General features: G+C 70.2%; 26 protein-coding genes. 17 read left to right on the forward strand and 9 right to left on the reverse strand.

The window, feature by feature from the left end:
* The first annotated feature begins 76 nt into the window (after positions 1-76).
* The 5 genes from FCH28_RS38365 to ku all read left to right on the forward strand — a co-directional run bounded on the left by FCH28_RS38365 (position 77) and on the right by ku (position 4,917).
* The gene (locus FCH28_RS38365; RefSeq protein ID WP_169314298.1) at positions 77-247 is read left to right on the forward strand and encodes a hypothetical protein; all 171 of its coding nucleotides are present in this window, start codon (positions 77-79) and stop codon (positions 245-247) included.
* 142 nt (positions 248-389) lie between these two features.
* On the forward strand, positions 390-632 hold the full coding sequence (locus tag FCH28_RS30990; RefSeq protein ID WP_136743506.1) for a DUF5133 domain-containing protein: 243 nt from the start codon (positions 390-392) through the stop codon (positions 630-632).
* Positions 629-3,022, forward strand: coding sequence for a phosphoketolase family protein (locus tag FCH28_RS30995; protein WP_136743507.1), 2,394 nt, complete (start codon positions 629-631; stop codon positions 3,020-3,022). Before FCH28_RS30990 ends, FCH28_RS30995 begins: the two co-directional genes overlap by 4 nt.
* A gap of 120 nt (positions 3,023-3,142) precedes the next feature.
* The gene (locus FCH28_RS31000) at positions 3,143-3,652 is read left to right on the forward strand and encodes a hypothetical protein (RefSeq protein WP_136743508.1); all 510 of its coding nucleotides are present in this window, start codon (positions 3,143-3,145) and stop codon (positions 3,650-3,652) included.
* A gap of 230 nt (positions 3,653-3,882) precedes the next feature.
* On the forward strand, positions 3,883-4,917 hold the full coding sequence (ku, locus tag FCH28_RS31005; protein ID WP_136743509.1) for a non-homologous end joining protein Ku: 1,035 nt from the start codon (positions 3,883-3,885) through the stop codon (positions 4,915-4,917).
* A 19-nt stretch (positions 4,918-4,936) separates the two neighbouring features.
* On the opposite strand, the gene FCH28_RS31010 is transcribed toward ku, so the two are convergent.
* The 5 genes from FCH28_RS31010 to FCH28_RS31030 form a co-directional block, all read right to left on the reverse strand.
* Positions 4,937-5,422, reverse strand: a complete 486-nt coding sequence (locus FCH28_RS31010; protein WP_136743510.1) for a helix-turn-helix domain-containing protein — start codon at positions 5,420-5,422, stop codon at positions 4,937-4,939.
* Between the two features lie 115 nt (positions 5,423-5,537).
* Positions 5,538-6,683: a ParB/RepB/Spo0J family partition protein gene (locus FCH28_RS31015; RefSeq protein ID WP_222852468.1), complete on the reverse strand. Its 1,146-nt coding sequence runs from the start codon at positions 6,681-6,683 to the stop codon at positions 5,538-5,540.
* A 208-nt stretch (positions 6,684-6,891) separates the two neighbouring features.
* Positions 6,892-7,878: a DUF3048 domain-containing protein gene (locus FCH28_RS31020; RefSeq protein WP_246103405.1), complete on the reverse strand. Its 987-nt coding sequence runs from the start codon at positions 7,876-7,878 to the stop codon at positions 6,892-6,894.
* Positions 7,879-8,071: 193 nt separating this feature from the next.
* Complete coding sequence (locus tag FCH28_RS31025) at positions 8,072-8,356, reverse strand: acylphosphatase (protein WP_187363969.1); 285 nt, start codon at positions 8,354-8,356, stop codon at positions 8,072-8,074.
* A 62-nt stretch (positions 8,357-8,418) separates the two neighbouring features.
* A complete protein-coding gene (locus FCH28_RS31030; protein ID WP_136743511.1) occupies positions 8,419-9,192 on the reverse strand; it encodes a DUF72 domain-containing protein in 774 nt (257 codons plus the stop codon).
* 405 nt (positions 9,193-9,597) lie between these two features.
* Here FCH28_RS31030 and FCH28_RS31035 point away from each other — a divergent pair, with 405 nt between their 5' ends.
* Positions 9,598-11,403 carry a M4 family metallopeptidase gene (locus FCH28_RS31035; protein WP_136743512.1) on the forward strand — a complete coding sequence of 602 codons (1,806 nt, stop codon included), beginning with the start codon at positions 9,598-9,600 and terminating at the stop codon, positions 11,401-11,403.
* An 87-nt stretch (positions 11,404-11,490) separates the two neighbouring features.
* Here FCH28_RS31035 and FCH28_RS31040 read toward each other — a convergent pair whose 3' ends face one another.
* A complete protein-coding gene (locus FCH28_RS31040) occupies positions 11,491-12,573 on the reverse strand; it encodes a sugar ABC transporter substrate-binding protein (RefSeq protein WP_136743513.1) in 1,083 nt (360 codons plus the stop codon).
* 506 nt (positions 12,574-13,079) lie between these two features.
* Between FCH28_RS31040 and dhaK the strand changes: the two genes are divergently transcribed.
* From dhaK to FCH28_RS31055, 3 genes are all read left to right on the forward strand, one after another.
* A complete protein-coding gene (gene dhaK, locus FCH28_RS31045) occupies positions 13,080-14,072 on the forward strand; it encodes a dihydroxyacetone kinase subunit DhaK (RefSeq protein ID WP_136743514.1) in 993 nt (330 codons plus the stop codon).
* A gap of 129 nt (positions 14,073-14,201) precedes the next feature.
* Positions 14,202-14,819: a dihydroxyacetone kinase subunit DhaL gene (gene dhaL, locus FCH28_RS31050; RefSeq protein WP_136743515.1), complete on the forward strand. Its 618-nt coding sequence runs from the start codon at positions 14,202-14,204 to the stop codon at positions 14,817-14,819.
* On the forward strand, positions 14,816-15,229 hold the full coding sequence (locus FCH28_RS31055; RefSeq protein WP_136743516.1) for a PTS-dependent dihydroxyacetone kinase phosphotransferase subunit DhaM: 414 nt from the start codon (positions 14,816-14,818) through the stop codon (positions 15,227-15,229). The genes dhaL and FCH28_RS31055 overlap by 4 nt, the downstream gene beginning before the upstream one ends.
* 20 nt (positions 15,230-15,249) lie before the next feature.
* Here FCH28_RS31055 and FCH28_RS31060 read toward each other — a convergent pair whose 3' ends face one another.
* Complete coding sequence (locus tag FCH28_RS31060) at positions 15,250-16,068, reverse strand: SAM-dependent methyltransferase (protein ID WP_136743517.1); 819 nt, start codon at positions 16,066-16,068, stop codon at positions 15,250-15,252.
* A gap of 639 nt (positions 16,069-16,707) precedes the next feature.
* On the opposite strand from FCH28_RS31060, the gene FCH28_RS31065 reads away from it, so the two are divergent.
* The 3 genes from FCH28_RS31065 (at position 16,708) to FCH28_RS31075 (ending at position 19,307) form a co-directional block, all read left to right on the forward strand.
* Entirely contained in the window at positions 16,708-17,235 is a 528-nt protein-coding gene (locus FCH28_RS31065; protein WP_246103406.1) for an RNA polymerase sigma factor, read from the forward strand.
* Positions 17,232-17,984: a hypothetical protein gene (locus FCH28_RS31070; protein WP_136743519.1), complete on the forward strand. Its 753-nt coding sequence runs from the start codon at positions 17,232-17,234 to the stop codon at positions 17,982-17,984. The genes FCH28_RS31065 and FCH28_RS31070 overlap by 4 nt, the downstream gene beginning before the upstream one ends.
* 105 nt (positions 17,985-18,089) lie before the next feature.
* Positions 18,090-19,307 (forward strand): sialidase family protein, encoded by a 1,218-nt coding sequence (locus tag FCH28_RS31075; RefSeq protein WP_136743520.1) that lies wholly within the window; start codon positions 18,090-18,092, stop codon positions 19,305-19,307.
* 8 nt (positions 19,308-19,315) lie between these two features.
* Here FCH28_RS31075 and FCH28_RS31080 read toward each other — a convergent pair whose 3' ends face one another.
* Positions 19,316-19,720 carry an STAS domain-containing protein gene (locus FCH28_RS31080; RefSeq protein ID WP_246103407.1) on the reverse strand — a complete coding sequence of 135 codons (405 nt, stop codon included), beginning with the start codon at positions 19,718-19,720 and terminating at the stop codon, positions 19,316-19,318.
* 243 nt (positions 19,721-19,963) lie between these two features.
* On the opposite strand from FCH28_RS31080, the gene FCH28_RS31085 reads away from it, so the two are divergent.
* The 5 genes from FCH28_RS31085 to FCH28_RS31105 all read left to right on the forward strand — a co-directional run bounded on the left by FCH28_RS31085 (position 19,964) and on the right by FCH28_RS31105 (position 25,051).
* Entirely contained in the window at positions 19,964-20,725 is a 762-nt protein-coding gene (locus FCH28_RS31085; RefSeq protein ID WP_136743521.1) for a DeoR/GlpR family DNA-binding transcription regulator, read from the forward strand.
* Positions 20,726-20,891: 166 nt separating this feature from the next.
* Complete coding sequence (locus FCH28_RS31090; RefSeq protein WP_136743522.1) at positions 20,892-22,253, forward strand: ABC transporter substrate-binding protein; 1,362 nt, start codon at positions 20,892-20,894, stop codon at positions 22,251-22,253.
* The gene (locus FCH28_RS31095; protein WP_246103408.1) at positions 22,234-23,223 is read left to right on the forward strand and encodes a carbohydrate ABC transporter permease; all 990 of its coding nucleotides are present in this window, start codon (positions 22,234-22,236) and stop codon (positions 23,221-23,223) included. The genes FCH28_RS31090 and FCH28_RS31095 overlap by 20 nt, the downstream gene beginning before the upstream one ends.
* A complete protein-coding gene (locus FCH28_RS31100; protein WP_136743523.1) occupies positions 23,220-24,062 on the forward strand; it encodes a carbohydrate ABC transporter permease in 843 nt (280 codons plus the stop codon). The genes FCH28_RS31095 and FCH28_RS31100 overlap by 4 nt, the downstream gene beginning before the upstream one ends.
* A complete protein-coding gene (locus tag FCH28_RS31105) occupies positions 24,059-25,051 on the forward strand; it encodes a zinc-dependent alcohol dehydrogenase family protein (protein ID WP_136743524.1) in 993 nt (330 codons plus the stop codon). Before FCH28_RS31100 ends, FCH28_RS31105 begins: the two co-directional genes overlap by 4 nt.
* 54 nt (positions 25,052-25,105) lie before the next feature.
* Here FCH28_RS31105 and FCH28_RS31110 read toward each other — a convergent pair whose 3' ends face one another.
* Positions 25,106-26,119, reverse strand: a complete 1,014-nt coding sequence (locus FCH28_RS31110; protein WP_136743525.1) for an ArsR/SmtB family transcription factor — start codon at positions 26,117-26,119, stop codon at positions 25,106-25,108.
* Positions 26,120-26,144: the final 25 nt, after the last annotated feature.

The following is a 26,144-nucleotide window of genomic DNA, read 5'->3' on the forward strand; positions in this document are numbered from 1 at the left end:
CGATTGACTTGAACGGCGGCGTTTACCGGGCGGGGTGGCCGGTTAGCCAGCAGGAGGACGAGAGGAAGGAGGTGTCGTGGCTACGAGTCCGAAGCCCGACGGCCCCGAGCCGGTGCCGAGCGGGCCGCAGCCGGTGCCTCGGGACCCGCGTCCGCCGGAGCCGGAGCCGGAGGAGCCGGGGCCGGAGCCGGAGGAGCCGCCGGGTGCCGAGCCGGGAGAGCATCCGGCGCCGGAGCCGCCCGATTGACGTGTGAGGTGCTTTCGCCGTCCGCGTCCGGTTGCGGACGGCGCGTGACCGTCGCACGGTGGGAGCGACTCGGTTCGGGCGCGATCTCCACGCGCCGTCGTGGCTCCCCCGGTCACCCGGGCTGATATCGGGAGATGACGGCATGCTGCTGCCGGACAGGAATGAGCTCGCCGCGCTGTTGCGGCGGTACCGGGTGTGGGAGCACCTGGTCCTCACGAAGCCGCATGATCAGGCCCGGCGCCGCGGGCTGGAGGACATCGCGTACACGCTGTGTGTGCTGATGGGCCGGCGGACGGTCCGCGAGGCGGTGATCGCCGCGGAGGTGTATCTGGAGTCGTCGGAGGCGTCGGCCTGTCCGCCTGCCGAGAGGGCCGGTGAGGGATGAGTGCTCGTGACGGGTCGGTGTCGTCGGGGTCCGGTCAACTGGATCCTGCCGAACTCCGGTCGCTGGACGCGCACTGGCGTGCTGCCAACTATCTGTCGGTGGGGCAGATCTATCTGATGGCGAACCCGCTGCTGGCGGAGCCGTTGCGGCCGGAGCACATCAAGCCGCGGCTGCTGGGTCACTGGGGTACTTCGCCGGGGCTGAACCTGGTGCACACGCATCTCAACCGGGTGATCAAGGCCCGTGATCTGGATGCGTTGTGCGTGTGGGGTCCGGGCCATGGGGGTCCTGCGGTGCTGGCGAACTCCTGGCTGGACGGGACGTATGCCGAGACGTATCCGGGGGTGAGCCGGGACGGGGCGGGCATGGCGAGGCTGTTCCGGCAGTTCTCGTTTCCGGGCGGGGTGCCCAGTCATGTCGCGCCGGAGACTCCGGGTTCCATCCATGAGGGCGGTGAGCTGGGCTATTCCCTCGCCCATGCGTATGGTGCGGCGTTCGACAACCCGGAGTTGCTGGTTGCCTGTGTGGTCGGTGACGGGGAGGCGGAGACGGGGCCGCTGGCGGCTTCGTGGCATGCCACGAAGTTCCTCGATCCGGTGTATGACGGGGCGGTTCTGCCGATTCTGCATCTCAACGGCTACAAGATCGCCAATCCGACGCTGCTGGCCCGGATTCCGCAGGACGAGCTGGATGCGCTGTTGCGTGGCTACGGCCACAATCCGATCCATGTGGAGGGTGACGATCCGGAGGCGGTGCACCAGGCGCTGGCCGCCGCGATGGACCGGTCGCTGGACCGGATCGCCGATATTCAGCGGCGGGCCCGTGCCGAGGGCGAGGTGGACCGGCCGCGCTGGCCGGTGATCGTGCTGCGTACGCCGAAGGGCTGGACCGGTCCGCATGATGTGGACGGGCTGGCCGTCGAGGGCACCTGGCGCGCCCATCAGGTGCCGCTGTCGGGCGTGCGGGAGAACCGGGACCACCTTCGTCAGCTGGAGGCGTGGCTGCGTTCGTACCGGCCGGAGGAGTTGTTCGACGAGGCCGGCCGGCCGCGTCCGGAGGTGCTGGGGTGTGTGCCGGAGGGGCCGCGGCGGCTGGGCGCGTCGCCGCATGCCAATGGTGGTCTGTTGTTGCGGGAGCTGCCGATGCCGTCCTTGGAGCGGCATGCGGTGCACATCGACAAGCCGGGCGGCGGGCTGCATGAGCCGACGCGGGTGCTGGGCGGTCTGCTGGAGGCGGTCATGGAGGCCACGGCGGAGCGCCGGGATTTCCGGGTCTTCGGCCCCGACGAGACCGACTCGAACCGTCTGGAGGCGCTGTACGAGGCGACGGGGAAGGCGTGGCAGGCGGAGACGGCCGGTGGTGACGAGCATCTGGCGCGACATGGCCGGGTGGTGGAGGTGCTGTCGGAGCATCTGTGCCAGGGGTGGCTGGAGGGCTATCTCCTCACGGGCCGGCATGGTCTCTTCTCTTCGTACGAGGCGTTCGCGCATATCGTCGACTCGATGGTCAATCAGCACATCAAGTGGCTGAAGACCGCGCGCGGGCTGCCGTGGCGGCGTCCCATCGCGTCTTTGAACTATCTGCTCACGTCACACGTCTGGCGGCAGGACCACAACGGGTTCTCCCATCAGGACCCGGGCTTCGTCGATCATGTTCTCAACAAGAGTCCGGAGGTGGTGCGGGTCTATCTCCCGCCGGATGCCAACACCCTGCTCGCGGTGGCGGATCATGCGTTGCGCAGCCGCGACCATGTCAATGTGATCGTGGCGGGGAAGCAGCCGTGTTTCGACTGGCTGTCGCTCCACGATGCGCAGGCGCATTGCGCGCGTGGGGCGGGTGTGTGGGGGTGGGCGGGCACGGAGGTCAGCAGCCGCGATCCGGATGTGGTGCTGGCCTGTGCCGGGGATGTGCCGACGCAGGAGACGCTGGCGGCCGCGGATCTGCTGCGGCGGCATCTGCCGGAGCTGGCGGTGCGGGTGGTCAATGTCGTGGACATGGCCCGGCTGCTGCCGCCTGGTGAACACCCGCACGGCATGCCGGACTTCGAGTACGACGCGCTGTTCACCCGCGACAAGCCGGTGATCTTCGCCTATCACGGCTATCCGTGGCTGATCCACCGGCTCGGTTACCGTCGTGCGGGGCATCCGAATCTGCATGTCCGCGGCTATAAGGAGGAGGGCTCCACGACGACGCCCTTCGACATGGTCGTCCGCAACGATCTCGACCGGTACCGGCTGGTGATGGATGTCGTGGACCGGGTGCCCGGCCTGGCGGTCCATGCGGTCGCGTTGCGTCAGGAGATGGCGGACGCCCGTAGCCGCCATCACGCCTGGATCCGGGAGCACGGCACGGATCTGCCGGAGGTCGCCGAGTGGACGTGGACGGGGTGAGGGCCGGGGCCCGTGACCGCTTCGGGAACCGCCCTTCGAGAACCGCCCTTCGAGGCCCCAACGCCCCCTGTCACCAGGCCGATTGACAATCGCTTCGGCGTCACGCGATCCTCTCCCAGCATGGGATGGCACACCTCGGCGCTCTTCGTACGCGACCGCTCGATCGATGATGTCGTGGGTTTTCTCCCGGACACGTTCGCCTACGAGCCGACGTCCGAGCGGGCGGGTGGCGACTGGGCGTGGGGGTCCGATCCCGGTGAGCGGCTGTATTTCGCGGAACGGGGCGGCTGGGCCCAGTTGTGGGATCCGGACTGCCTCTTCGTGCCGCGTTTAGAATCTCTGATCGCGACCGATGGGCCGGGTCCTCTCAGGGAAACCCAGGCGCTTGCTGTGACGTTCTCGGATGTCGCCTTCTCGCTTTACGACGATGCCGAACTGGTTCGGCATGTGGCTTTTCACGGCTGGGAAACGGTGGCGGATCACGGGCCGCCGTTGCCTGTCGAAGGGCGTATCGCGTTGCCCAGCTGGGGTCCGGACGAAGGGTTTCTGTGGTCCGTGATCGAGGAGGTGACCGGGGTGGAAGGCGATTTCGACCAGCTTTTCGAGGTGTATGACGTGGTGATGGCCTAGGTCCGGGGCCGTGTCCGGGTTCGGGTTCGGGTTCGGGTTCGGGTTCGGCGATGAATGCGTTTCCCCGGAGCGGATCGATTTCCCGGGGCGAATGCGTTTCCTGGGGCGAATGCCTTTCCCTGGGGCGGGGGCGTTCCCCGGGGGCTTCCGATCGCGGAATTCCGCCACCCCGCTTAGCATGGTTTCCGTCATTCGCCCTGCGCCTCGTTCCACGATGAAGGCGGCCTCTCATGCGCCCCACGGCGAAGTTCTCCATCAGCTTCGGCCTGGTCACGATTCCGGTGGCCGCGTACAACGCCACGGACAGCTCCGCGTCGGTCAGCTTTGTGCGGATCCACACGGCGGACGGCGGGCGGGTACGCAATCAGGCCGTCTGCTCCCTCGAAGGGGTCGAGGTCACTCAGGACGAGATCGGCCGTGGCTACAAGGCTGGCGGGGACGCCATCGTGCCGCTCACCGATGACGATCTTGATGCGCTGCCGCTGCCGACCGCGAAGACGCTGACGATTCTGGCGTTCGTCGACGGCGGCGACATCGACCCGTTGCAGCTGGGCAAGGGCTACTACCTGGGCACGGACGGGCCTGCCGCGGCCAAGCCGTACGCCTTGCTGCGCGAGGCGATGGAGCGGCACCGGCGCGTCGGGCTCGGCAAGATCGCGCTGCATGGGCGGGAGACGCTGGCGATGATCCGCCCGGTCGAGGACACCCTCGTGATGCAGGTCCTGCTGTGGCCGCACCAGATCCGGCCGATGGACGGGGTGCTCCCCGAGCGGGAGGTGACGGTCGCGTCCAATGAGGTGAAGGCCGCCGAAGCCCTGATGGATTCCTTCGGGGAGCTGTCCGAGGACGATGTGCACGATCATTACCGCGAGGCGCTCGAAGAGATCGTGGCGGCGAAACTGGCGGACCGCGAGCCGGAATTCGAGGCCGGTGAGGTGCAGCCCGCCGGCGAGGTGATGGACCTGATGGCGGCCTTGCAGGACAGTGTCCGTGCCGCGCAGCGGTCACGGGGCGAAACCGGTGAACCGGAGGCGAAGAAGACCATCGGTTCCACGGCGAAGAAGACGACGCGGGCGCCGAAGGCGACCGGCGGTAAGAAGTCCACCAGTACGGCGAAGAAGACCGCCGGAAAGAAGACCACCGCCGAGAAGAAATCCACCGCAAAGACCACGGTCAAGACCACCGCCAAGACTGCTGCCAAGACCGCCGAAAAGAAGACGACCGCTGTGAAGAAGACGGCGAGCAGGACGCGACGCGCAGGGTGAGACGGAATTGGCCAGTCGGTCAGTTGTCCTCGACCGGCAGTTCATGCAGCGTGTCGCGGGCCACCTGCGCCGACGCGACGATTCCCGTGATGAGGGAGGTCAGTTCGGCCAGGGACGCGGGCGGCAGCCCTCCGGGGGTGGAGGTGCGCAGGGCCACCTTTTCCACCCTTCCGCGGCGCAGTACCTTCAGGGTTTCCAATTCGGCGTTGACCTCCCCGAATACCCGCTCGTCGAGGAAATAGGCCCAGCGTTGGATGCCGAGGCTGTGCGCCACCTTCACCAGCGTCTCGATGGTCAGGTTCGTGCCGTCGGACGACTCGGCCGAGGCCAGGGTGCGTTTGGAGACGCCGGCCCGCTCCGCGAGCCTGGCCAGGGTGAACGGGCCTTCCGGGTGGTGTTGCCGGATGTGGCGGAGCCTCGCGGCGATGGCGGTCTTGGCCGCGCGCACCTGGCCGTCGAGTGAGTGGGCCGTCGGCCCTGGTGATGCGTCGTCCTGACGGTCCATGGGTCACCCCCCTCTCCTCGCAGCAGTCTGCGTCACGACGCGGTGTGCCGCAACGATGGGCGACGGGCCACGGTGAAAGGCACGGTACCGACGGGCATGATGCTGGAGGGCACGGTCATGACGATCCGGTCCGCTTCGGGTGGCCCTCCCCCCGACCGACCTCCTGCGCGAAGCGCAGCCATTCCTCCGAGCAACGGTGGGCCAGTTGCGCCACCGCGTCGCTGCAGTGCGCCGGTACCGAGTCGGCGAGCAGCTGCCACTTGTCCTCGCTGATCGCGTGAGCGCTCAGCAACTGCAGGAGGGCGCGGCCGAGTTCGGTCTGCCGCAGGGACGGGTCCTTACGGAGGCTGCCGAGCACCGACACGCTGTCCATCCGCCCCTTCGCCGGCCGCGCCCAGCCGCCCCCGGCGCCCCGTATGCCCCCCGCACCCGGTACGTCGCCGCCATTGCGTACGTCTGCACCATTGCGTACGTCGCCAACGCCCCTGCCGGACAAGGCGCTTGGTGGTGCGACTGCCTTCCGCACCGCCTCGTCCTTGCGCAGTTTCTGGGGCACCGGATCACGTCCCTGCCGGATGCGGTCCCGTACGTCCTTCGCCGTGGCGACCGCGATACCGGCCCGAGCGGCGATGTCCCGGAGCGAAGCGTCCGGCCGCTCGGCCACCAGCCGGCCGGCCAGCTCACGTCCGGCGGCGGTATGGCGCGGGCGCGCCCGGCCCTCGCGTCCCGTCCGGCCGTCGCGGCCCTTCGGGGTGTTCAGCTGCGGCCCGGGGTCGGTGGAACCACCGCGCAGGGCGGCCACCGTCCTGGTGGGCAGACCCGTCGCCGAGGCGACCATCCGGTCCGACCACTGCGGGTGGGAGCGGATGATCCGGGCGGCGGCGGCCGAGCGGTCGGCGGAGGACAGCGGCAGCCCGTGCGCGCTGTTCAACCCGACGGCGAGCACGAAGGCGTCGGCCGAGCTGCCTTCGAAGAAGGTGGCCGCCACATACTCCTCGCCGCGGAGGATGGCCGCGCGTACCCGGTGCATCCCGTCGACGACCCGCATCGTCTGCCGGTGCACCACGATCGGGGGCAGCGGGGTGTTCAACTCGGCGAGCCTGCGTACGTGGTCGCTGCTCTCGCCGGCGGTTCGGGGTGAGTCGGCGGGCCGCAGGGCGGCGATGGGAACCATGGCCGCCGGCTCCTGACCCTGGTTTCCCTCACGGCCGGCGGGCCACTTCGCCGCGGCCGCCGCGAGGCCGTCATCCAGAGTCGTCACAACTTCCCCCTGATCGCAGATAGCTCGGCGGCCGTTTCGTCGTGCTGGGGCCGCTGCATCGACCGGACTTCGGGCATGACGCTAATCGCTCACCGAGAGCGTTGCAATAACGTGCGCGCAGAGTGCAACATGCTGCACCTTGCGAGGGGGGGTGGTGCCCTTGGTGCCTTCAACTCCCGCCCCGCGCCCGGCTGTCGGCGCCCGGCTGTCAGCGGCCGGTGAGCATGACCCAGATCTGCCCGCGGGCGAAGTTCAGCGGCTCCCCGGCCGGTGTGGTGAAGGTGGTGCCGACCTGCTCCGCGGCCCGGCTCCACCGCGCGTCGTAGGCCTTGCCGTCACGCAGGACCACCGCCGAGCCGGACCCGACGGTCTCCGTGAACGGCGAGACGCTGCCCCACCGGTCCTGGAAACCCGAGTCGCGCACGTTCACCTGCTGGACGACGACGGTCGAGGCGGCGGTCCGGCCGCCGTCGGTGGTCCGCGCCGCCGCACCGTCCATCGCCACCAGCCACTTCTTGTCGGAGTGCGACCAGGTGAAGTCGAACCGGGACGCCGGATAGCGCACGGTGTAGGCCGTCTCCTCCCGCCCGCCCGGTGGCGCCGCCCCGAAGCGGAACCCGATGTCGGCCGCCTCGGACGCCTCCGGCGCGTGCCCGAGGAGCCGTTCCGGCCGCAGGTAGAGGTTGTGCGGTGCGGACCGGGCACGGTCGCGGAAGTAGGCGTCGGGGGCCTTGCCCGGCGGCAGGTCGTACAGCGGCGCGACCGCGATCAGGGGAAGGAGCTTGGTCTGGGCCCCGGAGTACGCGAGTGCGGGGCGGCCGAACTGCCCCAGCAGTTCGAGATCCGATTCGCGCGCACTGCGCACCGGCCCCAGCTTCGGCGGCAGTCGGGAGGAGAGGACGGCGAGTATCCGGGTCTGTCCGCCCTCCACCTGCTCCACGTAGCAGATGTCCGCCGCGCCGAGCCCGGTGGGCGGCCGCGCCGGTCCCACGTTGTCGATCTTGACGGCGAGCACCGGCCGCCCGGACGACGCGGGGAGTCCGGTGAACGGGGAGACAGTCCGCGACTTGGGACCCGCATCCCCGTCGGGGCCGGTATTCGCACAGCCCGCGAGGCCGAGAGCCAGCGCCGCCGCGGCCAGTCCGGCCACGGCGCCACGCCAGGAGAAACGAAGGTGCACCACGTGTGCGTACACACGTCCAGGATGCCACCGTGGTCCCGAAATGCGCCCGGACGAACGGCCGGCTCTCTTTGTGGGTCGGCTTCCGTGCGACGGGCGTCCCCTAGGGGGTGTTCGAACAGATCCCCTAGGGGATGGGAAGGCCCCCTGCGGGTCCACAACGCGGGGGCGAGGGAGGGTATTCCAGAGGGGCCGACCAGGTCGCCGGCTAGAGCCCGCCGGGTGTTTCGCGGATCTCGAAGCCTCGTAGGCCTTCCGGGGCTTCCTCCCGCACGTACACCGCGTCGACGATCGCGGTGGGCGGGCCGTTGTGTGCCCAGTCCACCAGGTCCGCCACGCGCTCGGGCTCTCCCTCGAACACGGCCTCCACGGTGCCGTCCGGCAGGTTCCGCACCCAGCCCGTCACTCCGTGCTCGTCCGCCGTCTGCCGGCAGGTGTCGCGGAAGAACACGCCGTGCACGTCTCCGGAGACCACCACCCGTCTGCGGATCACTCGCGCCTCACCTCGTTCGCTCGCCGGGGCGGTACGAGCGCAGATATATCCCGGCCCCGCCGTCAGCGGGCGGAGCCACGCCCGGACGGCGTACGGCTCACGGTGCGGCCGGCGGCCGCGGCGGCGCGGGCGAAAGCGGCGGCGTCGAGGACGGCGGCGCCGCCCGTGTCGTTGTTGAAGTAGGTGTGGACATCGGCCTGGTCGGGCCAGTTGTCCGCGATCCGCCGCACCCATGTGGTGAGCGCCTGCCGGCCGTAGCGCGGCCGGGGTTCGGCGCGGCCCCCGTGCAGGCGCAGATACCCCCAGTCGGCGGTCCGCCAGAGGGGCGTCACGGGCCGGGACTCCCGGTCCGCCCAGCACAGTGCGGCGGCCCGCCGCTCCAGCACCGTTCTGATCTCCCCGGTCCACCACGAGGGGTGGCGGGGCTCGACCGCGACGCGGGTGCCGGCCGGGAAGCAGCGGAGGCAGGCGTCGAGCAGTCCGGCGTCCGCGTGCAGCGTGGGCGGCAGCTGGAGCAGGACGGGTCCGAGGCGGGGGCCGAGGGCGGCGGCGCGGGACATCAGCCGCTCGACCGGCTCGGCCGGTTCGCGCAGCCGCTTGATGTGGGTCAGATAGCGGCTGGCCTTGACGGCCATCACAAACCCGTCGGGGGTGCGGTCCCGCCAGTCGGCGAAGGTCTTCTCCTCGGGCAGCCGGTAGAAGGCGGCGTTGCTCTCGACGGTGGCGAACTGCCGGGCGTACTCCTCCAGCCACAGCCGCTGCGGCCGGTCCGGTGGGTAGAGGACGTCGCGCCAGTCTTTGTACTGCCAGCCGGAGGTGCCGACGAGGACGGTCATGCGCGGATCTTTGCCCGGTCCGGGGCGAGGTCTACCAGGCGCGGTCTGTCGGAGGCGGTCTGTCGGACGCAGTCTGTCGCCAGTCTGTCGGCGGTCGGTCAGCGTTCGGTCAGATGAGGTCTCTCGGCTGCCCGGATCGGCGATGCTCTCCCGTGGAGCAACCATCTCGCGTCTTATCGCCTCTCCTTCGGCGAGAACACGATTGGTCATCTTGTCGCTACTCAATGATGACCAATTGTCAAATTTCGGTTTAACAGGGTCGAAAACTGACCTTCTGGCTTTACATGCTCATGCCAGGTCCCGCAGGGTTTGCACGGGGTCGCCCGACCCCCGCAGTGCGCAACAGCGCTGCGCGTACGGGTGGTTGGCGAGCCGGCCACCCATGTGCTCAAAGGACCCGAAACAGTGCGTAGACCCCACATACGCAGCTTGGCGATCGCCGTCGCGGTGACGACGGCGGCGACCATCACGGCAGGGGTGGCAGCCAACGCCACCGCGGCCCCCTCGACCACTCAGGCCTCAGCTCCGGCCTCCTCCCCCACCCACACGGCGATAGTCGACGCGGCCCGCGCCGCCGCGTACGCCCACGCCTCCGCCACCGGCGTCGGCAAGAAGGACACCCTCACGGCCACGGATCTCCTGGTCGACCCGGACGGCAAGCAGCACGTCCGCTTCATACGGACCCACCGCGGCCTGCCGGTGCTCGGCGGTGACCTCGTCATCCACCTGGACGCCGACTCGGCCTACCAGGACGTCACCCGGGCCGCCGGGCGGCAGATCGAGGTGCGCTCCACCAGCCCGAAGCTGTCGGCCGGTCAGGCCGCGGCGAAGGCCGCCACCGCCGCGGAGGGCCGGGCCGGTACGGCCGAACTGGTCGTCGACGCCCGCGTCGGCCGGACGGCGCTGGCCTACCAGGTGCGGGTGACCGAGAGCCGGACCGACGAGGCCGGCGGCGTCCGTACGGTCGTCGTCGACGCCGCCACCGGAACCGTCCTCAGCAACATCCCGGCCAACGACTCGTTCCTGTCGCCCTCGCTACGGAAGAAGCTGCGGGAGCGGGGCGAGAAGCTCCGGCCCGCGACCGGCCTGACCGGCAGCGCCCCCACCGCCCCGACCGGCACGGGCAAGGCCGCCGGCGCGGCCGGCTTCCCGGGCGCGGCCAACGGCACCGGCTCGTCGCTCTTCGTCGGCAAGGTTCCGCTCTCCACCACGCAGACCGCGAAGAACCGCTTCGTCCTCAAGGACTCCACCCGCGGGAAGACCGAGACCCGGGACGCGGGCGGCAGGGAGCTGGAGAAGTTCGCCGACGGCAAGGCGTTCACCAGCACCGACAACCGCTGGGGCAACGGCAGGACGAGCGATCGCGGTACGGCCGCGGTGGACGCGCAGTACGGCATCACCAGCACCCTGGACTTCTACAAGAAGACGTTCGGGCGCAAGGGCATCAAGAACGACGGCACCGGGGCGCGCGCCCTGGTGCACTTCGGCAAGAACGTCGGCAACGCCTTCTGGTCCTCCGACTGCGGCTGCATGCTCTACGGGGACGGTGACGGCAAGACCTTCACCAAGCCGCTGGTCGTGCTGGACGTCACAGGGCATGAGCTCACCCATGGCGTCGTCGACGCGACCGCCGGCCTCCAGCCCACCCGCGTCGACGACGACGGCAACCAGTTCGGCGAGCCTGGTTCCCTCAACGAGTCGCTGGCGGACATCTTCGGAAGCTCGGTCGAGTTCGCGGCCGACAACCCGAAGAACCCGCCGAACTACCTGATGGGCGAGAAGCTTGGCCTGGAGCAGAAGTTCCTGCGCCGTCTGGACAAGCCCTCTCTCGACAAGCTCGAGGGCACCGTCGACTACTGGTCGGACAAGTCGTACGACACCGAGGTGCATGCGGGCTCCGGTGTCTCCTCGCACGCCTATTACCTGCTCGCCGAGGGCAGCGGGCGGAAGAAGATCGGCGGCGTCACGTACGACTCCCCCACGTACGACGGCTCCAAGGTGACCGGCATCGGCCGGGCCAAGGCGACGGCGATCTACTACCGTGCGCTGACCCGGTACATGGTCTCCACGACCGACTTCCACGACGCCAGGGCCGCGACCCTGAAGGCCGCCAAGGACCTCTACGGGGCCGGGAGCACCGAGTACAAGACGGTGGACAAGTCCTGGGCCGCGGTGAACGTCACGGCGGCCAACGCGCCCGCCGAGCGCTGAACCGGCCGGTGCCCCCGCTTTCCGCGGGGGCACCACCCGCCTTCCCGTGCCGTTGCCGGCCCCGGTCGGCATCGGGCCTGGCCGGCGTCAGTTCAGCCCGAGGGACTTGCAGGCGGCGGCCAGTTCCTTGGTGCAGATCCAGTTGGCGGGGGCGACGCCGTCACGGATGACGGTGTCCTCCATGTTCTCCTTGGTGACGATCTGCGCGTCGAAGAGCCTGGCGGGAATCCCGGTCTTGCTCTTGCTGTCGGCGGTCGCCGGCGCCAGGGACTTGATGCTCTTGCCCCGGATCAGACGGAAGGCGATCTCGGCGGCGGTTTCGGCCTCCGGCCTGACCTGCTTGTAGATGGTGAATGTCTGGGCGCCGGTCACCAGGCGTTGCAGAGCGGGCAGTTCCGCGTCCTGGCCACCGAGCGTGACATTCTTCAGGCCGGCCGACTTGAGCGCTTCGGCGGCTCCGCCCGCCATGCCGTCGTTTGCCGAGTAGACGGCGTCGAAACCCGCCGGCCCCTGGCTCTTGATGACCTCGGTCATCTTCTTTTTGGCTTCCGCCGCGGCCCAGCCGGGAATGTCCGCCTCGTAGACGATCTTGTGGACCTTGCCGTCGAGGACGTCGTGGGCGCCCTTCTTGAAGGACGGGGCATTCGGATCGGTCGGCGAGCCGTTCAGCATGACGACATCGGCGGCGGCCGCCTGGGAGCCGAGGGCGGCGAGGATCGCCTTGCCCTGCAGCTGGCCGATCTTCTCGTTGTCGTAGGAGACATAGGCCGCGACGTCGCCCTCCGCGAGGCGATCATACGCGATGACCTTGACGCCCTTCCTGGCGGCCGCGTCCACCCAGCTCCTGGCGGCCTGGGCGTCGACCGGGTCCAGGATGATGACCTTGACGCCCTTCTTCACCAGGGCTTCGAACTGCCTTTTCTGGATGTCGGTTTGCGCACCGGCGTTGCGGTACTCCAATGTGCATTCGAGGCAGAGAGTCGAGAGTCGACTGGAGATGATGCGGCGATCGAACTCTTCATAGCGGACCGCTTTGTTCTCCGGCAGGAGCAGGCCGATGGCCTCCTGCTCGGCACCCGAGTCGTCGTCTTCGTTTCCGCAGGCCGCCATTGTCGCGGCAAGGGAAAGTGCCATTGCGCCGGTGAGTATACGACGCAGCGTTGCATTCATCTTTTCGAGGTACCTCCGCGTGGGGCCGCCCTGACCGGCCCGGAACGGCTGAAAGTGAACGCCACCACCACCCTCATCGTCAAGAATCGAACCTATCGGCATGAGAATGCGCTGTGCGCGTTGATGCCTCGAAGGCAGAAGCCACCCAGTCGGCGCCCGGCAGAGCATGCCCCGACCCGGCTCTCATATCCGCCAATATCCAGATGAAACGCTCCATCGGAATGCAGGACGCGGCGCCGGGATTTTCGGCCATGCGCTTCGGCGCACTTCGGCCCGCAGTCCGTGACCCGGGGCGGCCTTGGCTCGATACTTGAGTCCCACCGACGGATCCTCGCCATGATTCACCTGACACGCCATCAGCAGAGCCGGCAGCACGTCGGCACCAGACCCTTCGGAGCCCGCTCGGAACCGCCGCTCGCCGCCACCGTCGAGATTCAGCCGCACACCATCCGACCTGCTCAGATCCCGGTCCGGGCCGTAGGCTCGACAGTCACCAGGAGGTACCCATGAAGATGCTGATCAACGTCGCCGAGACGGTCGTGACGGATGCGCTGCGCGGAATGGCGGCGGCACACCCCGAATTGGTGGTGGACGCGGAGAACCGCGTGATCGTACGGCGGGACGCGCCGGTCGCGGAGAAGGTGGCGCTGGTGTCCGGCGGCGGCAGCGGACACGAGCCGCTGCACGGCGGGTTCGTCGGGCCCGGGATGCTGGATGCCGCCTGTCCCGGTGAGGTGTTCACCTCTCCGGTGCCCGATCAGATGGTGCGGGCCGCGGCGGCCGTGGACAGCGGCAACGGTGTGCTGTTCGTCGTGAAGAACTACACCGGCGACGTGCTGAACTTCCAGATGGCTGCCGAGCTGGCGGAGGACGAGGGGGTGCAGGTCGCCAGCGTGCTCGTCAACGACGATGTGGCGGTGACCGACTCGACGTTCACGGCGGGGCGGCGCGGCACGGGGGCGACGCTCTTCGTCGAGAAGATCGCCGGAGCCGCGGCCGAGGAGGGCGCGCCGCTGGAGCGGGTGGAGGCGGTGGCCCGGCAGGTCGTGGACTGCTCGCGCAGTTTCGGGGTGGCGCTCAGCGCCTGCTCGACCCCGGCGAAGGGCAGCCCGACCTTTGAACTCCCGCCCGGCGAGCTGGAGTTGGGGGTCGGTATCCATGGCGAGCCGGGGCGGGAGCGCCGGGCGATGATGACCTCGCACGAGATCGCGGACTTCGCGGTGCACGCGATCCTGGAGGACCTCCAGCCGAGGCTGCCGGTGCTGGCGCTGGTCAATGGGATGGGGGCGACTCCGCTGCTGGAGCTGTACGGCTTCGCCGGGGAGGTCAGGCGGGTGCTCGACGAGCGCCAGGTGCCGGTGGCTCGTACGCTCGTCGGCAACTATGTGACGTCCCTGGACATGGCGGGCTGCTCGGTGACGCTGTGTCAGGTGGATGGGGAGCTGCTGCGGCTGTGGGACGCGCCGGTGGAGACGGCGAGCCTGCGGTGGGGGCGATAGAGCTTGTCCGGCCCTGACCCTTGGGCCAGGCCCTGAGCCGGATCGAGAGCTTTCGGGGCGTGCGACGGACCTCCACGGGGGCCGGCTTCGCCCTTCCTGTCTGTTGTGAACGAACCAGAGGAGCACCCCATGTCCGGAACGGCCCTGGATGCCGCGTTCTTCGTCCGCTGGATGACGGTGTCGTCGGCCGCCGTCGACCGGGAGGCCGATCACCTCACCGAGCTGGACTCGGCGATCGGCGACGCCGATCACGGCAGCAATATGCAGCGTGGCTTCGCGGCCGTCGCCAAGGTGCTGGAGACGGAGCCGCCGGCGACGCCCGGCGCCGTGCTGATCGCCGCCGGGCGGCAGTTGATCTCCACGGTGGGCGGTGCGTCCGGGCCGTTGTACGGGACCCTGCTGCGGCGCAGCGGAAAGGCCCTGGGCGAGGCATCGGAGGTGACGGCCGATCAGCTGCGGGAGGGGCTGCGTGCGGGGGTGGACGCGGTGGCCCAGCTCGGCGGCTCGGCGCCCGGTGACAAGACGATGCTCGATGCGCTGTACCCGGCCGTCGAGGCGCTGGCCGGCGCCTCGGGGTCTTTCGACGCCGCGGCCGACGCCGCGCAGAAGGGTGCGCTGGCGACGGTGCCGCTGCAGGCGAGGAAGGGCCGGGCGAGCTATCTCGGGGAGCGCAGCGTCGGGCACCAGGATCCGGGGGCGACGTCGTCGGCGCTGCTGTTCGCGGCCCTGGCGGAGGCCGCGAAGTGAGCGAGGGGGCCGGGCTCGTCGGGATCGTGCTGGTGTCGCACAGCGGGCCGGTCGCCGAGTCCGTGGCGGAGCTGGCGGTCGGGCTGGCCGGGGGCGGCTTCACGGCGCCGGTCGCCGCGGCGGGTGGTACGCCGGACGGCGGGCTGGGGACCAGTTCGGAGCTGATCGCCGAGGCGGCGCGGACGGTGGACCGCGGCGCGGGCGTGGCGCTGCTGGTCGACCTCGGCAGCGCCGTACTGACCGTGAAGGCCCTGATCGCGGAGGGGGACGAACTCCCCGAGGGGGCGCGGCTGGTGGACGCGCCGTTCGTGGAGGGTGCGGTGGCCGCCGTGGTCAGCGCGTCGGCCGGTGCGGAGCTGGCCGCGGTGGCGACGGCGGCCGGGGAGGCGTACGGCTATCGCAAGGAGTGAGGCGTTCGGCAGGGCTGGTGTCAGGGCTTGCGGGCCAGGGCCGCGTAGCAGCCGGCCTCGGCGTCGGTGACGTGGGTGGCGTCCTCCGGGCGGTCGGGGCGCCACTGGTGGGCGAGGGCGATGCCCGGCTCCAGGAGTTCCCAGCCGTCGAAGAAGCGGTGGAACTCGGCGTGCGAGCGGTACTGGATGGTGGTGCCGGCGTCGCGGTAGATCGTGAGGATCTTGAGCATCGTCTCGGGGTCGAAGTCCGCGGTTGCGTGTGTCATGGCCAGGTAGCTGCCGCTGGGCAGGGCGTCCTTGAGGGTCTCGACGATGGTGTGGGCGCGGTCCTGGCCGTCGTCGGTGACGAAGTGCATCAGGGCGTTGAGGCTGAGGGCGACCGGGCGGCCGAGGTCGAGGGTGTCGCGGAGCTGTGGCGAGCCGAGGATGCTCGCGGGGTCGCGGACATCGGCCTGGAGGTATGCGGTGCGTCCCTCGGGGGTGCCGCGCAGGAGGGCGGCGGCGTGGGCGAGGACGATCGGGTCGTTGTCGGTGTAGACCACGCGGGCGTCGGGGGCGATGCCCTGGGCGAGTTCGTGGAGGTTCGGCGGGGTGGGGATGCCGGTGCCGATGTCGAGGTACTGGCGCATTCCGGCCGTCGCGAGGAAGCGGGTGGTGCGGTGCATGAACTCGCGGTTGATGCGGGCGGCGACCAGGGCGGAGGGGAAGACGCCCAGTACGTTTCCGGCGGCCATCCGGTCGGCCAGGAAGTTGGTCTTCCCGCCGAGCAGGTAGTCGTAGATGCGGGACGAGTGGGCCCGGTCCAGGCGCAGGTCCACCACGGGCTCTTGGTCGCTCATGGTGCGGTGCCTCCCCAGTGGGCGTGCAGCGATCGCGGGCGCTCCGCCGCGCGCGCCCCGCGCGTGGTGGGCGGCCGCCCGCCGGACGGTTGGTGAGTTCCCCGTCCGGTGCGGAACATGCGGGGAGCGCGCACGGCGCCCCGGCGCGTGCCGCCTGGCGCGTGGGACGGGCGCATACGCCGGCGGTGCCGGGGCGCGGGGCCGGAAATCGCGACTATGCCCGGGTCATGAGTAGTCATATGAATACGCAGAGGAAGATTTCTTGTGGCCGGATGCCACAAACGGGGCCGCTTTCCGGTTCATTGGTAGGGAGGGCAAACCGTCCTCCCGCTGCTGGTGCCCTCGATGCCGCGGCGGCGGTGCACGGCGAACGGAACGAGGACGGCTCGTGAGCACAAACCGGGACCGCGTCCTGCCGGCGTGCGTGGAGGCGCGCGTCATCCGCACGGACCTGAGTCCGGTCCGGCGGATCCACTCCCCCGGTCCACGGGAGCTCCCCTCTCCACGGCAGGCCACCCGCCCCGGGCCACGGCCCCGAGACCTCCGCGGCGGTGAGAGCCGGACATGACGCGGTACGGCACCTCCCGCGCGGCCGAAGCGCCACCGTTACAGCCCGACCACGACCCGTCGAGTCATCACTTGTCGATAACCTTCGAGGCCTTTCACGCGACGCACTCCCGGAAGTGGCTGACCTACGCCTATCTGCACACCGGCGGCGAGGCGGCGGCCCGCGAGGTCACCCGCGCCGCCTTCCAGCAGCTGTACCGCCTCTGGCCGCATGCCCTGCGCCAGGCGTCGGTCGAGGCGTTCGCCTGGTCGGTGCTCAAGGAACGTGTCGTGGAGTGGCTGTACGACCATCAGCAGCCCACCGCGCTCACCGAAACCGCCGCCTTCGCCGTCGTCACACAGGCGCTGCTGCGGGAGTGCCAGCAGCAGTTCGCGTTATTGGAAAGCCAGTTAGGGCTGTACGCGGCCATTTCGCGGCTTCCGGAGCGGCAGTGCGACGTGATCGTGCTGCGGCATGTCATCGGGTACGGCGACGGGCAGATAGCCGCGCTGCTGGGCGTGGACGAGGCCACGGTCCGCTCCCATGCCAGCCGGGGCAAGCGCAAGCTGGCCGCCGCGCTCGGCATCGACCAGGGAACCACAAGGGGGAACCAACCATGACGTACACCGGGCACACCGACCGCCGGGACACGGTCGAGACGCTGCTCAGCGCCGCCGCCGATGTGGCCGGCATCGACGGTCTCGCCGCGTTCGGCGACCTCGATGACGCGGGCACGCTGGACGGTCTCGGATGCTTCGACGATCCGCCGGGGGCGGGGTGGGGCGCGGTGGACGCGGCGCCGGTGCGCGCCGACCGCGGAGCGCCCAGCTGCTACCCCAGCGCCCGCGACGAGGCCACCCACGAACTGGAGCTGGCCTGTGCGCTGGTCGTCAATGCCGCGGCGGCGGCCGCCAGCCTCGAGCGGCTGGTCGACGACCATCACATCGACCCCGAGGGCGCGCTGGTCTTCGGGTGTCTGCTGCATATCACCGGCCGGTACGACGCAGCGCAGTTCTGGTGGCACTTCGGCGCGGGCGCCGGGAGCCGGACCGCCGCCTACTGCCTGTATCTCTCGCACCGCCGCAACAGCGAGCACCGGGACGCCGCGTACTGGCGGGAGCAGGCCGCGCACGGGCCCGACGAGGAGTGCCCGGCGGTGTCCGCGTGCGAGTTCGACGACAAGCAGCTGCTGCCGGACGCGGCCCGGCACAACCTCCTCGTCCAGTGGCACAGCGGTCTCGCGCCGACGCTGCCCGCCGCCCTGGAGAACGTGATCAACCGTCTCGTCGTGGACTGCGACGACGAGGACTTCGGCGAGATCCCCCGCCCGTCGCCCACGCTCGTGGCGGACCTGGGCCGCGCCCGGTGAGGCGGCCGCAGGTGCCGCTTCGCCGAACGCGCCGTCAGGAAGGCGTGCGGGTATACAGGGACAACAGACATCTGAGTACGAGCGCGTGGGGGCCTGGAGGTATCGGTGAAACCCGCCCGTCCGGTGGTCCTGGCCGCCGTGCTGCTCACCTCCGGCGCCGGGCTGCCGACCGCCCCCGCGGCGCCCGCCGCCGAACGGCGTGACGCGGCGCCCCGTCGGCACGCCCCGGCGCCGCTCTACGAGTCCACCGATGTGGCGGTGTCGGGGCAGGGGGCGCACACGTACCGCATCCCGGCGCTGGCCACGCTGCCGGACGGCACCCTCCTCGCGGCCTACGACCGGCGCAACGACAGCGCGGCCGATCTGCCGGGCGATGTGGATGTGATGGTGCGGCGCAGCACCGACAACGGCCGGACCTGGAGCGCCCCGCGGGCGGTCGTCGACTACGGCGGCGGTGCGGGCGCGGGGGACCCGAGTCTGGTGGTCGACCGGGACACCGGCCGGGTCTTCCTGTTTCACGCGTACGGGCCCAAGGGCATCGGCTTCGCCAACGCGGGCGCCGGCAACGCCCATGACAGCAGGACGGTCCTGCACACCGACTACGGCTATTCGGACGACGGCGGCCGCAGCTGGCGGAAACGTCGGGCCACCCGGGCCCTCAAGGACCCGTCCTGGCACGGCATCTTCGCGTCGTCGGGCACCGGCATCCAGCTGTCCACCGGGCGGCTGCTCCAGCAGTACGCGTTCCGCAAGGCCGACGGCGGCATGTGGGCGGCCAGTGCGTACAGCGATGACCATGGTGCGAGCTGGCACATGGGCAAGCCGGTCGGGCCGCTGATGGACGAGAACAAGACCGTCGAGCTGGCGGACGGCCGGGTCATGCTCAACAGCCGGACGCGGAGCGGCGGCAGGCGGCTGGTGGCGTATTCGCGGGACGGGGGGCTGAGCTACGGGGCGCCGGTCGCGGACGACGAGCTGATCGACCCGGTCAACAACGCGGCGATCCTGCGCTACGACCCGCGGGCGCCGCGGAGTCGTGCGCGGTCGCACTGGCTGCTGTTCAGCAATACGGCGAGCACCAAGGCGCGGGAGAACCTCACCGTGCGGCTGTCGTGCGACGACGGGCGGAGCTGGCCGGTCTCCCGGGTCGTCATGCCGGGCGCGTCGGCGTACTCGACGCTGACCCGGCTGAAGGACGGCACGTTCGGGCTGCTCTACGAGGCCGGGCCGTACAAGAGGCTCACCTTCGCCCGCTTCGATGACGCCTGGCTGGGGGTGCGGTGTCCGGTCGGGCGCCCGATCGGGCGAACCTCACCCGGATGAGCCTCCTGTCACACGGACGGGCTCCCTGTGGGCGGCCATGCCGGGCGCGCGGCGTCGGGGACGGCGGCCAGCGCATGGCCGACCGTGGGGAAGCAGGAGAAGACGCCGAGGGACTGGGTGCCGACCAGCAGCCGCAGCATCCGTACGCCGAGCGAGGCCAGCAGCAGCCGGCCCTCCAGGCGCCGGCACAGCCATTCCAGGGCGAGCAGGCAGCTCAGGCCCCGCGAATCGCAGAAGCGCAGCGCGGTCAGGTCGAGCACGAGGAAGCGGTGGCCGGCCGAGACGACCGATCGGGCCTCGGCGAGAAACGCCTGCTCGGTACGGAGATCCAGCTCTCCGCTGACCCGCAGGACCGCGCACTCTTCCTCCTGCACGATCGCAGTGACCGCCAACGACCGCATCTCCGAGCTCATGGTGTCCAGACTAAGGGCCATTTTCGACCGGTGCGGTCAGCGGGACGGGCCGTCCCGATGGCTGGTACGGGCAGCTCGGGGGGCCGTCGGCCCGCCCGAGCAGGCACCGAGGCGGGCAGAAACGGTCGAGTTTTCTCCCGTTACGGGCAGGGTTCCGCCCTCGTACGGTTGCTATAAACCTCAGGCGGGCAGAAACGGGCAGGCCCGTGACCGAACGATCAGCGGTATCGGCAGGAGGCAGCGATGAGGGCAGAGGAACGCCAGCACCGCATCCTTGCGCTCGTCCGGCAGTCCGGCCGGGTCGAGGTCGCCGACGCCGCGGTGGAGTTCGGTGTCTCCCGCGAGACCCTGCGGCGCGATCTGAGCGAGCTGGAGCGCCGCGGTCTGGTCCGGCGTACGCACGGCGCGGCGTACCCGGTCGAGAGCGCCGGTTTCGAGACCACGCTGGCCCGGCGTGAAACCCAGCAGGTGGCGGAGAAACGGAGGATCGCCGCGGCCGCGGCACAACTGGTCGGCGAGGCGGAGACGGTCTTCGTGGACGAGGGCTACACCCCCGAGCTGGTCGCCATGCAGCTGCCCACCGACCGTCCACTGACCGTGATCACCGCCTCGTTGCGGACCGCGTCCCTGGTCTCCGCGTCCGAGTCCACGACCGTGCTGCTGGCCGGCGGCCGGGTCCGTGCCCGGACGCAGGCGACGGTGGGCTCGTGGGCCCGGGACATGGTCGCCCGGTTCGTGATCGACCTGGCGTTCCTGGGTGCCAACGGCGTCTCCCGGGAGCACGGTCTGACCACCCCCGATCCGGCCGTCGCCGATGTGAAGGCGCAGGCCGTCCGCTCCTCGCGGCGGAAGGTGCTGGTCGGTGTGCACAACAAGTTCGGCGCCAGCAGCTTCTGCAAGTTCGCCGAGGTGAGCGATCTCGACACGATCGTCACCGATGCCGGGCTCTCCGCTCCGGAGGCCCATCGCTATTCGCTCCTGGGGCCGCAGGTGCTCCGGGTCTGACCCGGGCGGGGCCGCCCGGACGAACGGCCCCCCACGCAAACCCATCCCATAGCTCACCGCCGACGGCCGCCCTGGCCGCCGGACGGTCTCCCCAGCGTGCCTGCGGGCACCCAGACGTCCCCCGCACGTCCCCAGAAAGGTAAGAGCCGTGAGAGCACGATCCTCCATGCGAAGCCGTACCTGCCGCGCCATAGGCGTCACCTCGGTCGCCCTGGCCCTGACACTGTCCGTCGCCGGCTGCTCCGGCGGCTTCGGCGACGCGAGCAAGGGCGGGTCCCACACCATCAATGTGCTGATGGTCAACAACCCGCAGATGGTGGATCTGCAGCGGCTCACCGCCGAGCACTTCACCAAGAAGACGGGCATCAAGGTGAATTACACCGTGCTGCCCGAGGACGACCTGCGCGACAAGATGAGCCAGGACTTCTCCACCCAGGCCGGGCAGTACGACGTGGCCAGTCTCAGCAACTACGAGACGCCGATCTACGCCCTCAACGGATGGCTCGCCCCGCTCAGCGACCAGGCCGCCAAGGACGCGAAGTTCGACCAGAAGGACATTCTCGCGCCGCTGCGCAAGTCCCTCACCGCCGTCGACGGCAAGATGTACGCGGAGCCCTTCTACGGCGAGTCGTCGTTCCTGATGTACCGCAAGGACCTCCTCAAGGCCGCCGGACTGAGCATGCCCAAGAAGCCGACCTGGCAGCAGGTCGCCGACATGGCCGCCAAGCTGGACGGCTCCCGCAAGGACCTGAAGGGCATCTGCCTGCGCGGCCAGCCCGGCTGGGGCCAGGTGATCGCCCCGCTGTCCACGGTCGTCAACACCTTCGGCGGCACCTGGTTCACCGAGGACTGGAAGGCGAAGCTGGACAGCCCGGAGTTCGCCAAGGCCACCCAGTTCTACGTCGATCTGGTCCGCAAGCACGGCGAGGCGGGCGCCCCGCAGGCCGGCTACACCGAGTGCCTCAACGACATGCAGCAGGGCAAGGTCGCCATGTGGTACGACGCGACCGCCGGCGCCGGCTCGCTGGAGAGCTCCGACTCCAAGGTCGCAGGGAAGGTCGGCTACGCGCCGGCGCCGGTCGAGAAGACGGACAGCTCCGGCTGGCTGTACACCTGGGCCTGGGGCGTGCAGAAGGCCAGCAAGAACCAGGACGCGGCGTGGAAGTTCATCAGCTGGGCCTCCAGCAAGGAGTACGAGGAGCTGGTGGGCAACAAGCTGGGCTGGGCCAAGGTGCCCGGGGGCAAGCGGGCGTCGCTCTACGAGAACCCGAAGTACGTACGGGAGTCCGGCGCGTTCGCCCAGCCGACCAAGGACGCGATCAGCTCGGCCCGGCCCGATGACCCGGGTGTGCAGCCGCGTCCCGCGCCCGGCATCCAGTTCGTGGGCGTCCCCGAGTTCGCCGATCTGGGCACCAAGGTCTCCCAAGAGGTGAGTTCGGCGATCGCCGGCAAGCAGACGGTCTCCGAGGCCCTGGAGAAGAGCCAGCGGCTGGCGCAGGAGGTGTCGGATGCCCATCACAACCGCTGAGCCGACCCGCCGCGCCCCACACGGCCGGGATCCCGACGCGGCGGCCGGCAGACAGGTGGCCCGCGCCCGGCGCACCCAGCGGGCGAAGGACTGGGCCCGGCGGGCCCCCCTGCTGCCCGCGCTGGTCTTCCTGATCATCGTGACCCAACTGCCGTTCGTGGCCACCGTGGTGATCTCCTTCACCCGGTGGAACGCGATGGCCCCCGACAACCGCGGCTTCGCCGCCTTCGACAACTACGTGGCGGTCTTCACGGACTCCGCGATGCGGTCGTCGGTGCTGACGACGGTGCTGCTGACGGTCACCGTGGTGCTGGTCAGCCTGCTGCTGGGGCTGGGTCTGGCGCTGCTGCTGGACCGCAGCTTCCGCGGCCGCGGCATCGTCCGCACCCTGCTCATCACCCCGTTCCTGGTGGTGCCGGTGGCGTCCGCGCTGCTGTGGAAGCACGCCCTCTACAACACCTCGTACGGGCTGATCAACGGCGTGCTGACCTGGATATGGGGGCTGTTCGGCAGCGACCACCCGCCGCAGCCGGACTGGATGACCGACTCCCCGCTCGCCGCGGTGGAGATGTCGCTGATCTGGCAGTGGACCCCGTTCATGATGCTGATCCTGCTGGCGGGGCTGCAGAGCCGGCCGGCGGACGCGGTCGAGGCGGCCCGGATGGACGGCGCGTCCGCGTTCGACATCTTCCGCTATCTGACGCTGCCGCATCTGCGCCGCTATCTCGAACTGGCCGCGCTGCTGGGGACCATCTACGTCGTGCAGAACTTCGACGCGGTGTTCACCATCACCTCGGGCGGACTCGGCACGGCCAACCTCCCCTACACCATCTACCAGACCTTCTATCAGGCCCATGACTACGGACGGGCGTCCGCGCAGGGCGTCGTCGTCGTGCTGTGTTCCCTGCTGGTGGCGACCTTCGCGCTGCGTTCCGTCTCGTCCCTGCTGCGCGAGGAGGTCACCCGATGAACAGCTCGATCCTTCGCCGGCGACGCACCGGCAGCCTGCTGGGCCTGGTGGCCTGGCTCTGCGGAATCGCCTTCTTCCTTCCCGTCGCGTGGATGGTGCTGACGTCCTTCCACACCGAGACGGACGCGGCGACCAACCCGCCGAGCGTCGCCGCCGGGCTCAGCCTGCACGGCTACCAGGAGTTCTTCGGTGCGGACACCGGCGTCAGCCCCTGGCCGCCGCTGATCAACTCGCTCACCGCCTCGGTCGTCTCCACCCTGCTGATCCTGGCGCTGGCCGTGCCGGCGGCGTACGCACTGTCGATCAAGCCGGTGCGCAAGTGGAGCGATGTGATGTTCTTCTTCCTCTCCACGAAGATGCTGCCGCTGGTGGCCGGGCTGCTGCCGATCTACCTCGTCGCGCAGAACACCGGGATGCTGGACAGCATCTGGCTGCTGGTCATCCTCTACACGTCGATGAACCTGCCGATCGCGGTGTGGATGATGCGCTCGTTCCTCTCCGAGGTCCCGGTGGAGATGCTGGAGGCCGCGTCGATCGACGGCGCGGGGCTGCACACCACCCTGATCCGGATCGTCGCGCCGGTCGCCATGCCGGGCATCGCCGCGACGGCGCTGATCTCGTTCATCTTCAGCTGGAACGAGCTGCTGTTCGCCCGGGTCCTGACCGGCATCGTGGCCGGCACCTCGCCGGTGTTCCTGACCGGCTTCGTCACCAGCCAGGGACTGTTCCTGGCCAAGGTGTGCGCCGCCGCCACCGTGATCTCCCTCCCGGTGCTCATCGCCGGGTTCGCCGCCCAGGACAAGCTCGTCCAGGGCCTCTCGCTCGGAGCCGTGAAATGAAAGCCGCAGTGATCAGCGCCCCCGGCAAGGTGGAGGTCACCACCGTCGACGACCCCACCCCGGGGCCCCGCGAGGTCGTCGTGTCCGTCGCCGCCTGCGGGCTGTGCGGCACCGATCTGCACATCCTCCAGGGCGAGTTCGCGCCCAGCCTGCCCGTCATCCCCGGGCACGAGTTCGCCGGTACGGTCGTCGCGACCGGCAGTGCCGTCACCGAACTGGCCGAGGGCGATCGGGTCGCCGTCGACCCGTCCCTTTATTGCCACGAATGCCATTACTGCCGTATCGGCCGCAACAATCTCTGTGAGCGGTGGGCCGCGATCGGGGTGTCCACGGCCGGCGGTGCCGCCGAATTCGCCGTCGCCCCCGTCGCGAACTGCGTCAAGCTGCCCGATCATGTCCGCACCGAGGACGCGGCCCTGATCGAACCGCTCTCCTGCGCGGTACGCGGCTATGACATCCTGCGCTCCCAGCAGCTGGGCACCCAGGTCCTGATCTACGGCTCCGGCACGATGGGCCTGATGATGCTCGAACTGGCCAAGCGCACCGGGGCCGCGGGCGTCGACGTCGTCGACATCAACCCGGATCGGCTGGCGACCGCCCGGACCCTCGGCTGCAGCAACGCCGCCGGATCCGCCGACGAGCTCGACCGGCCGCGCGGCTGGGACGTGGTCATCGACGCCACCGGCAATCAGCACGCCATCCAGGACGCCCTGGGGCGGGTCGGCAAGGGCGGCACCTTCTTGCAGTTCGGCGTCGCCGACTACGCCGCCCGCGCCGTCATCGAGCCGTACCGGATCTACAACCAGGAGATCACCATCACCGGTTCGATGGCGGTGCTGCACAGCTACGAACGCGCCGCCGAGCTCTTCGCGGCCGGCGTGCTGGACCCGGAAGTCTTCATCAGCGACCGGCTGCCGCTGGACCAGTACGTGACGGCGCTGGACCGCTTCAAGGCAGGGCAGGGGAGGAAGATCCAGGTACGGGCGTGAGGCCGCGGGCGCCCCGGTCCCCACTCCTCCCCGGGGGGCCGGGGCGCCCGCACGTCAGCGGGGCACCCGTACCGGCGCCAGATCGCCGTGCAGCAGTGCCGCGCCCAGGGGGGTGAGGGCGTGCACGACACAGCCGCCGTCGCGGCGGCTGCGGGCCAGGTCCGCCTCGCGCAGGGCGCTCACATGCTCGCTGGCCGACGGGGCGGAGACGCTCAGCCGGCGGGCCAGTTCGCCGGTGGTGGCCGGGGCGTCCAGGGCCGCGAGGACCCGGGCCCTGGTACGGCCGAGCAGGGCGGAGAGCGCCTGCGGGCGGCCGGTGCGGGAGGCGGCCGGCACCCAGGACGGGGCGTGTTCGACGGGATAGACCAGGACCGGCGGGAGGCAGGGGTCGGCCAGGGCGATGGGCCGGCGCCAGCAGAAGTGGGAGGGGATCAGCCGGAGTCCGCGGCCGCGCAGCCACACATCGCGGTCGGCGGGATAGTCCACATGCAGTACCGGTGGCTCCCAACGGGCCATGGGACGAAGGGAGTTGAGCAGCACGTCGACTCCGGCCCGGCACAGGTCGCGGGTCCGCGCGGCCCGGTCGACGTCGACCGCCGCGGTCACCTCCGTCCAGTCGGGGGCGATCACCGCCCCGTACACCTCGCGGATCGAGGTGGCCAGTTCGTCAAGAGGCCGCCGGTTACCCGCGGCCAGCGCGGCGGTCCAGCGCGGCAGCCGCGAGGACAGCGCGGCCCGGGACGATTCGGCGGTGAGCCGCGCCGCGGGGGTGTCGCACAGCGCCGCCAGCCCGGCCGTCAGGCCGTCGCGGGCCTCGTCGGGGGTCAGGAAGTCGGGACAGTAGCGGGCGCCGGGCGGGGCGAGCGCGAGGATCAGCCGGGCGTGCCGGTGCAGGCCGCGTTCGGCCAGTTCGACGCGGGCACGGGCCCGCCAGGCCGCGTACACGGGCACCCCGCGGCCCGCCGCGGCCAGCTGGTGCATGGCGAGCATCGTCTCCCAGAGCGGATCCGGTTCGGCGGCGATCTGTACGCGTGCGATGTCCCGGTCGTCGAAATGGATGCGCAACATGCGGCCCCCGCGGCATGCTCATGAC

The organism is Streptomyces piniterrae (genome assembly GCF_005048155.1).
GTDB classification, from domain to species: domain Bacteria; phylum Actinomycetota; class Actinomycetes; order Streptomycetales; family Streptomycetaceae; genus Streptomyces; species Streptomyces piniterrae.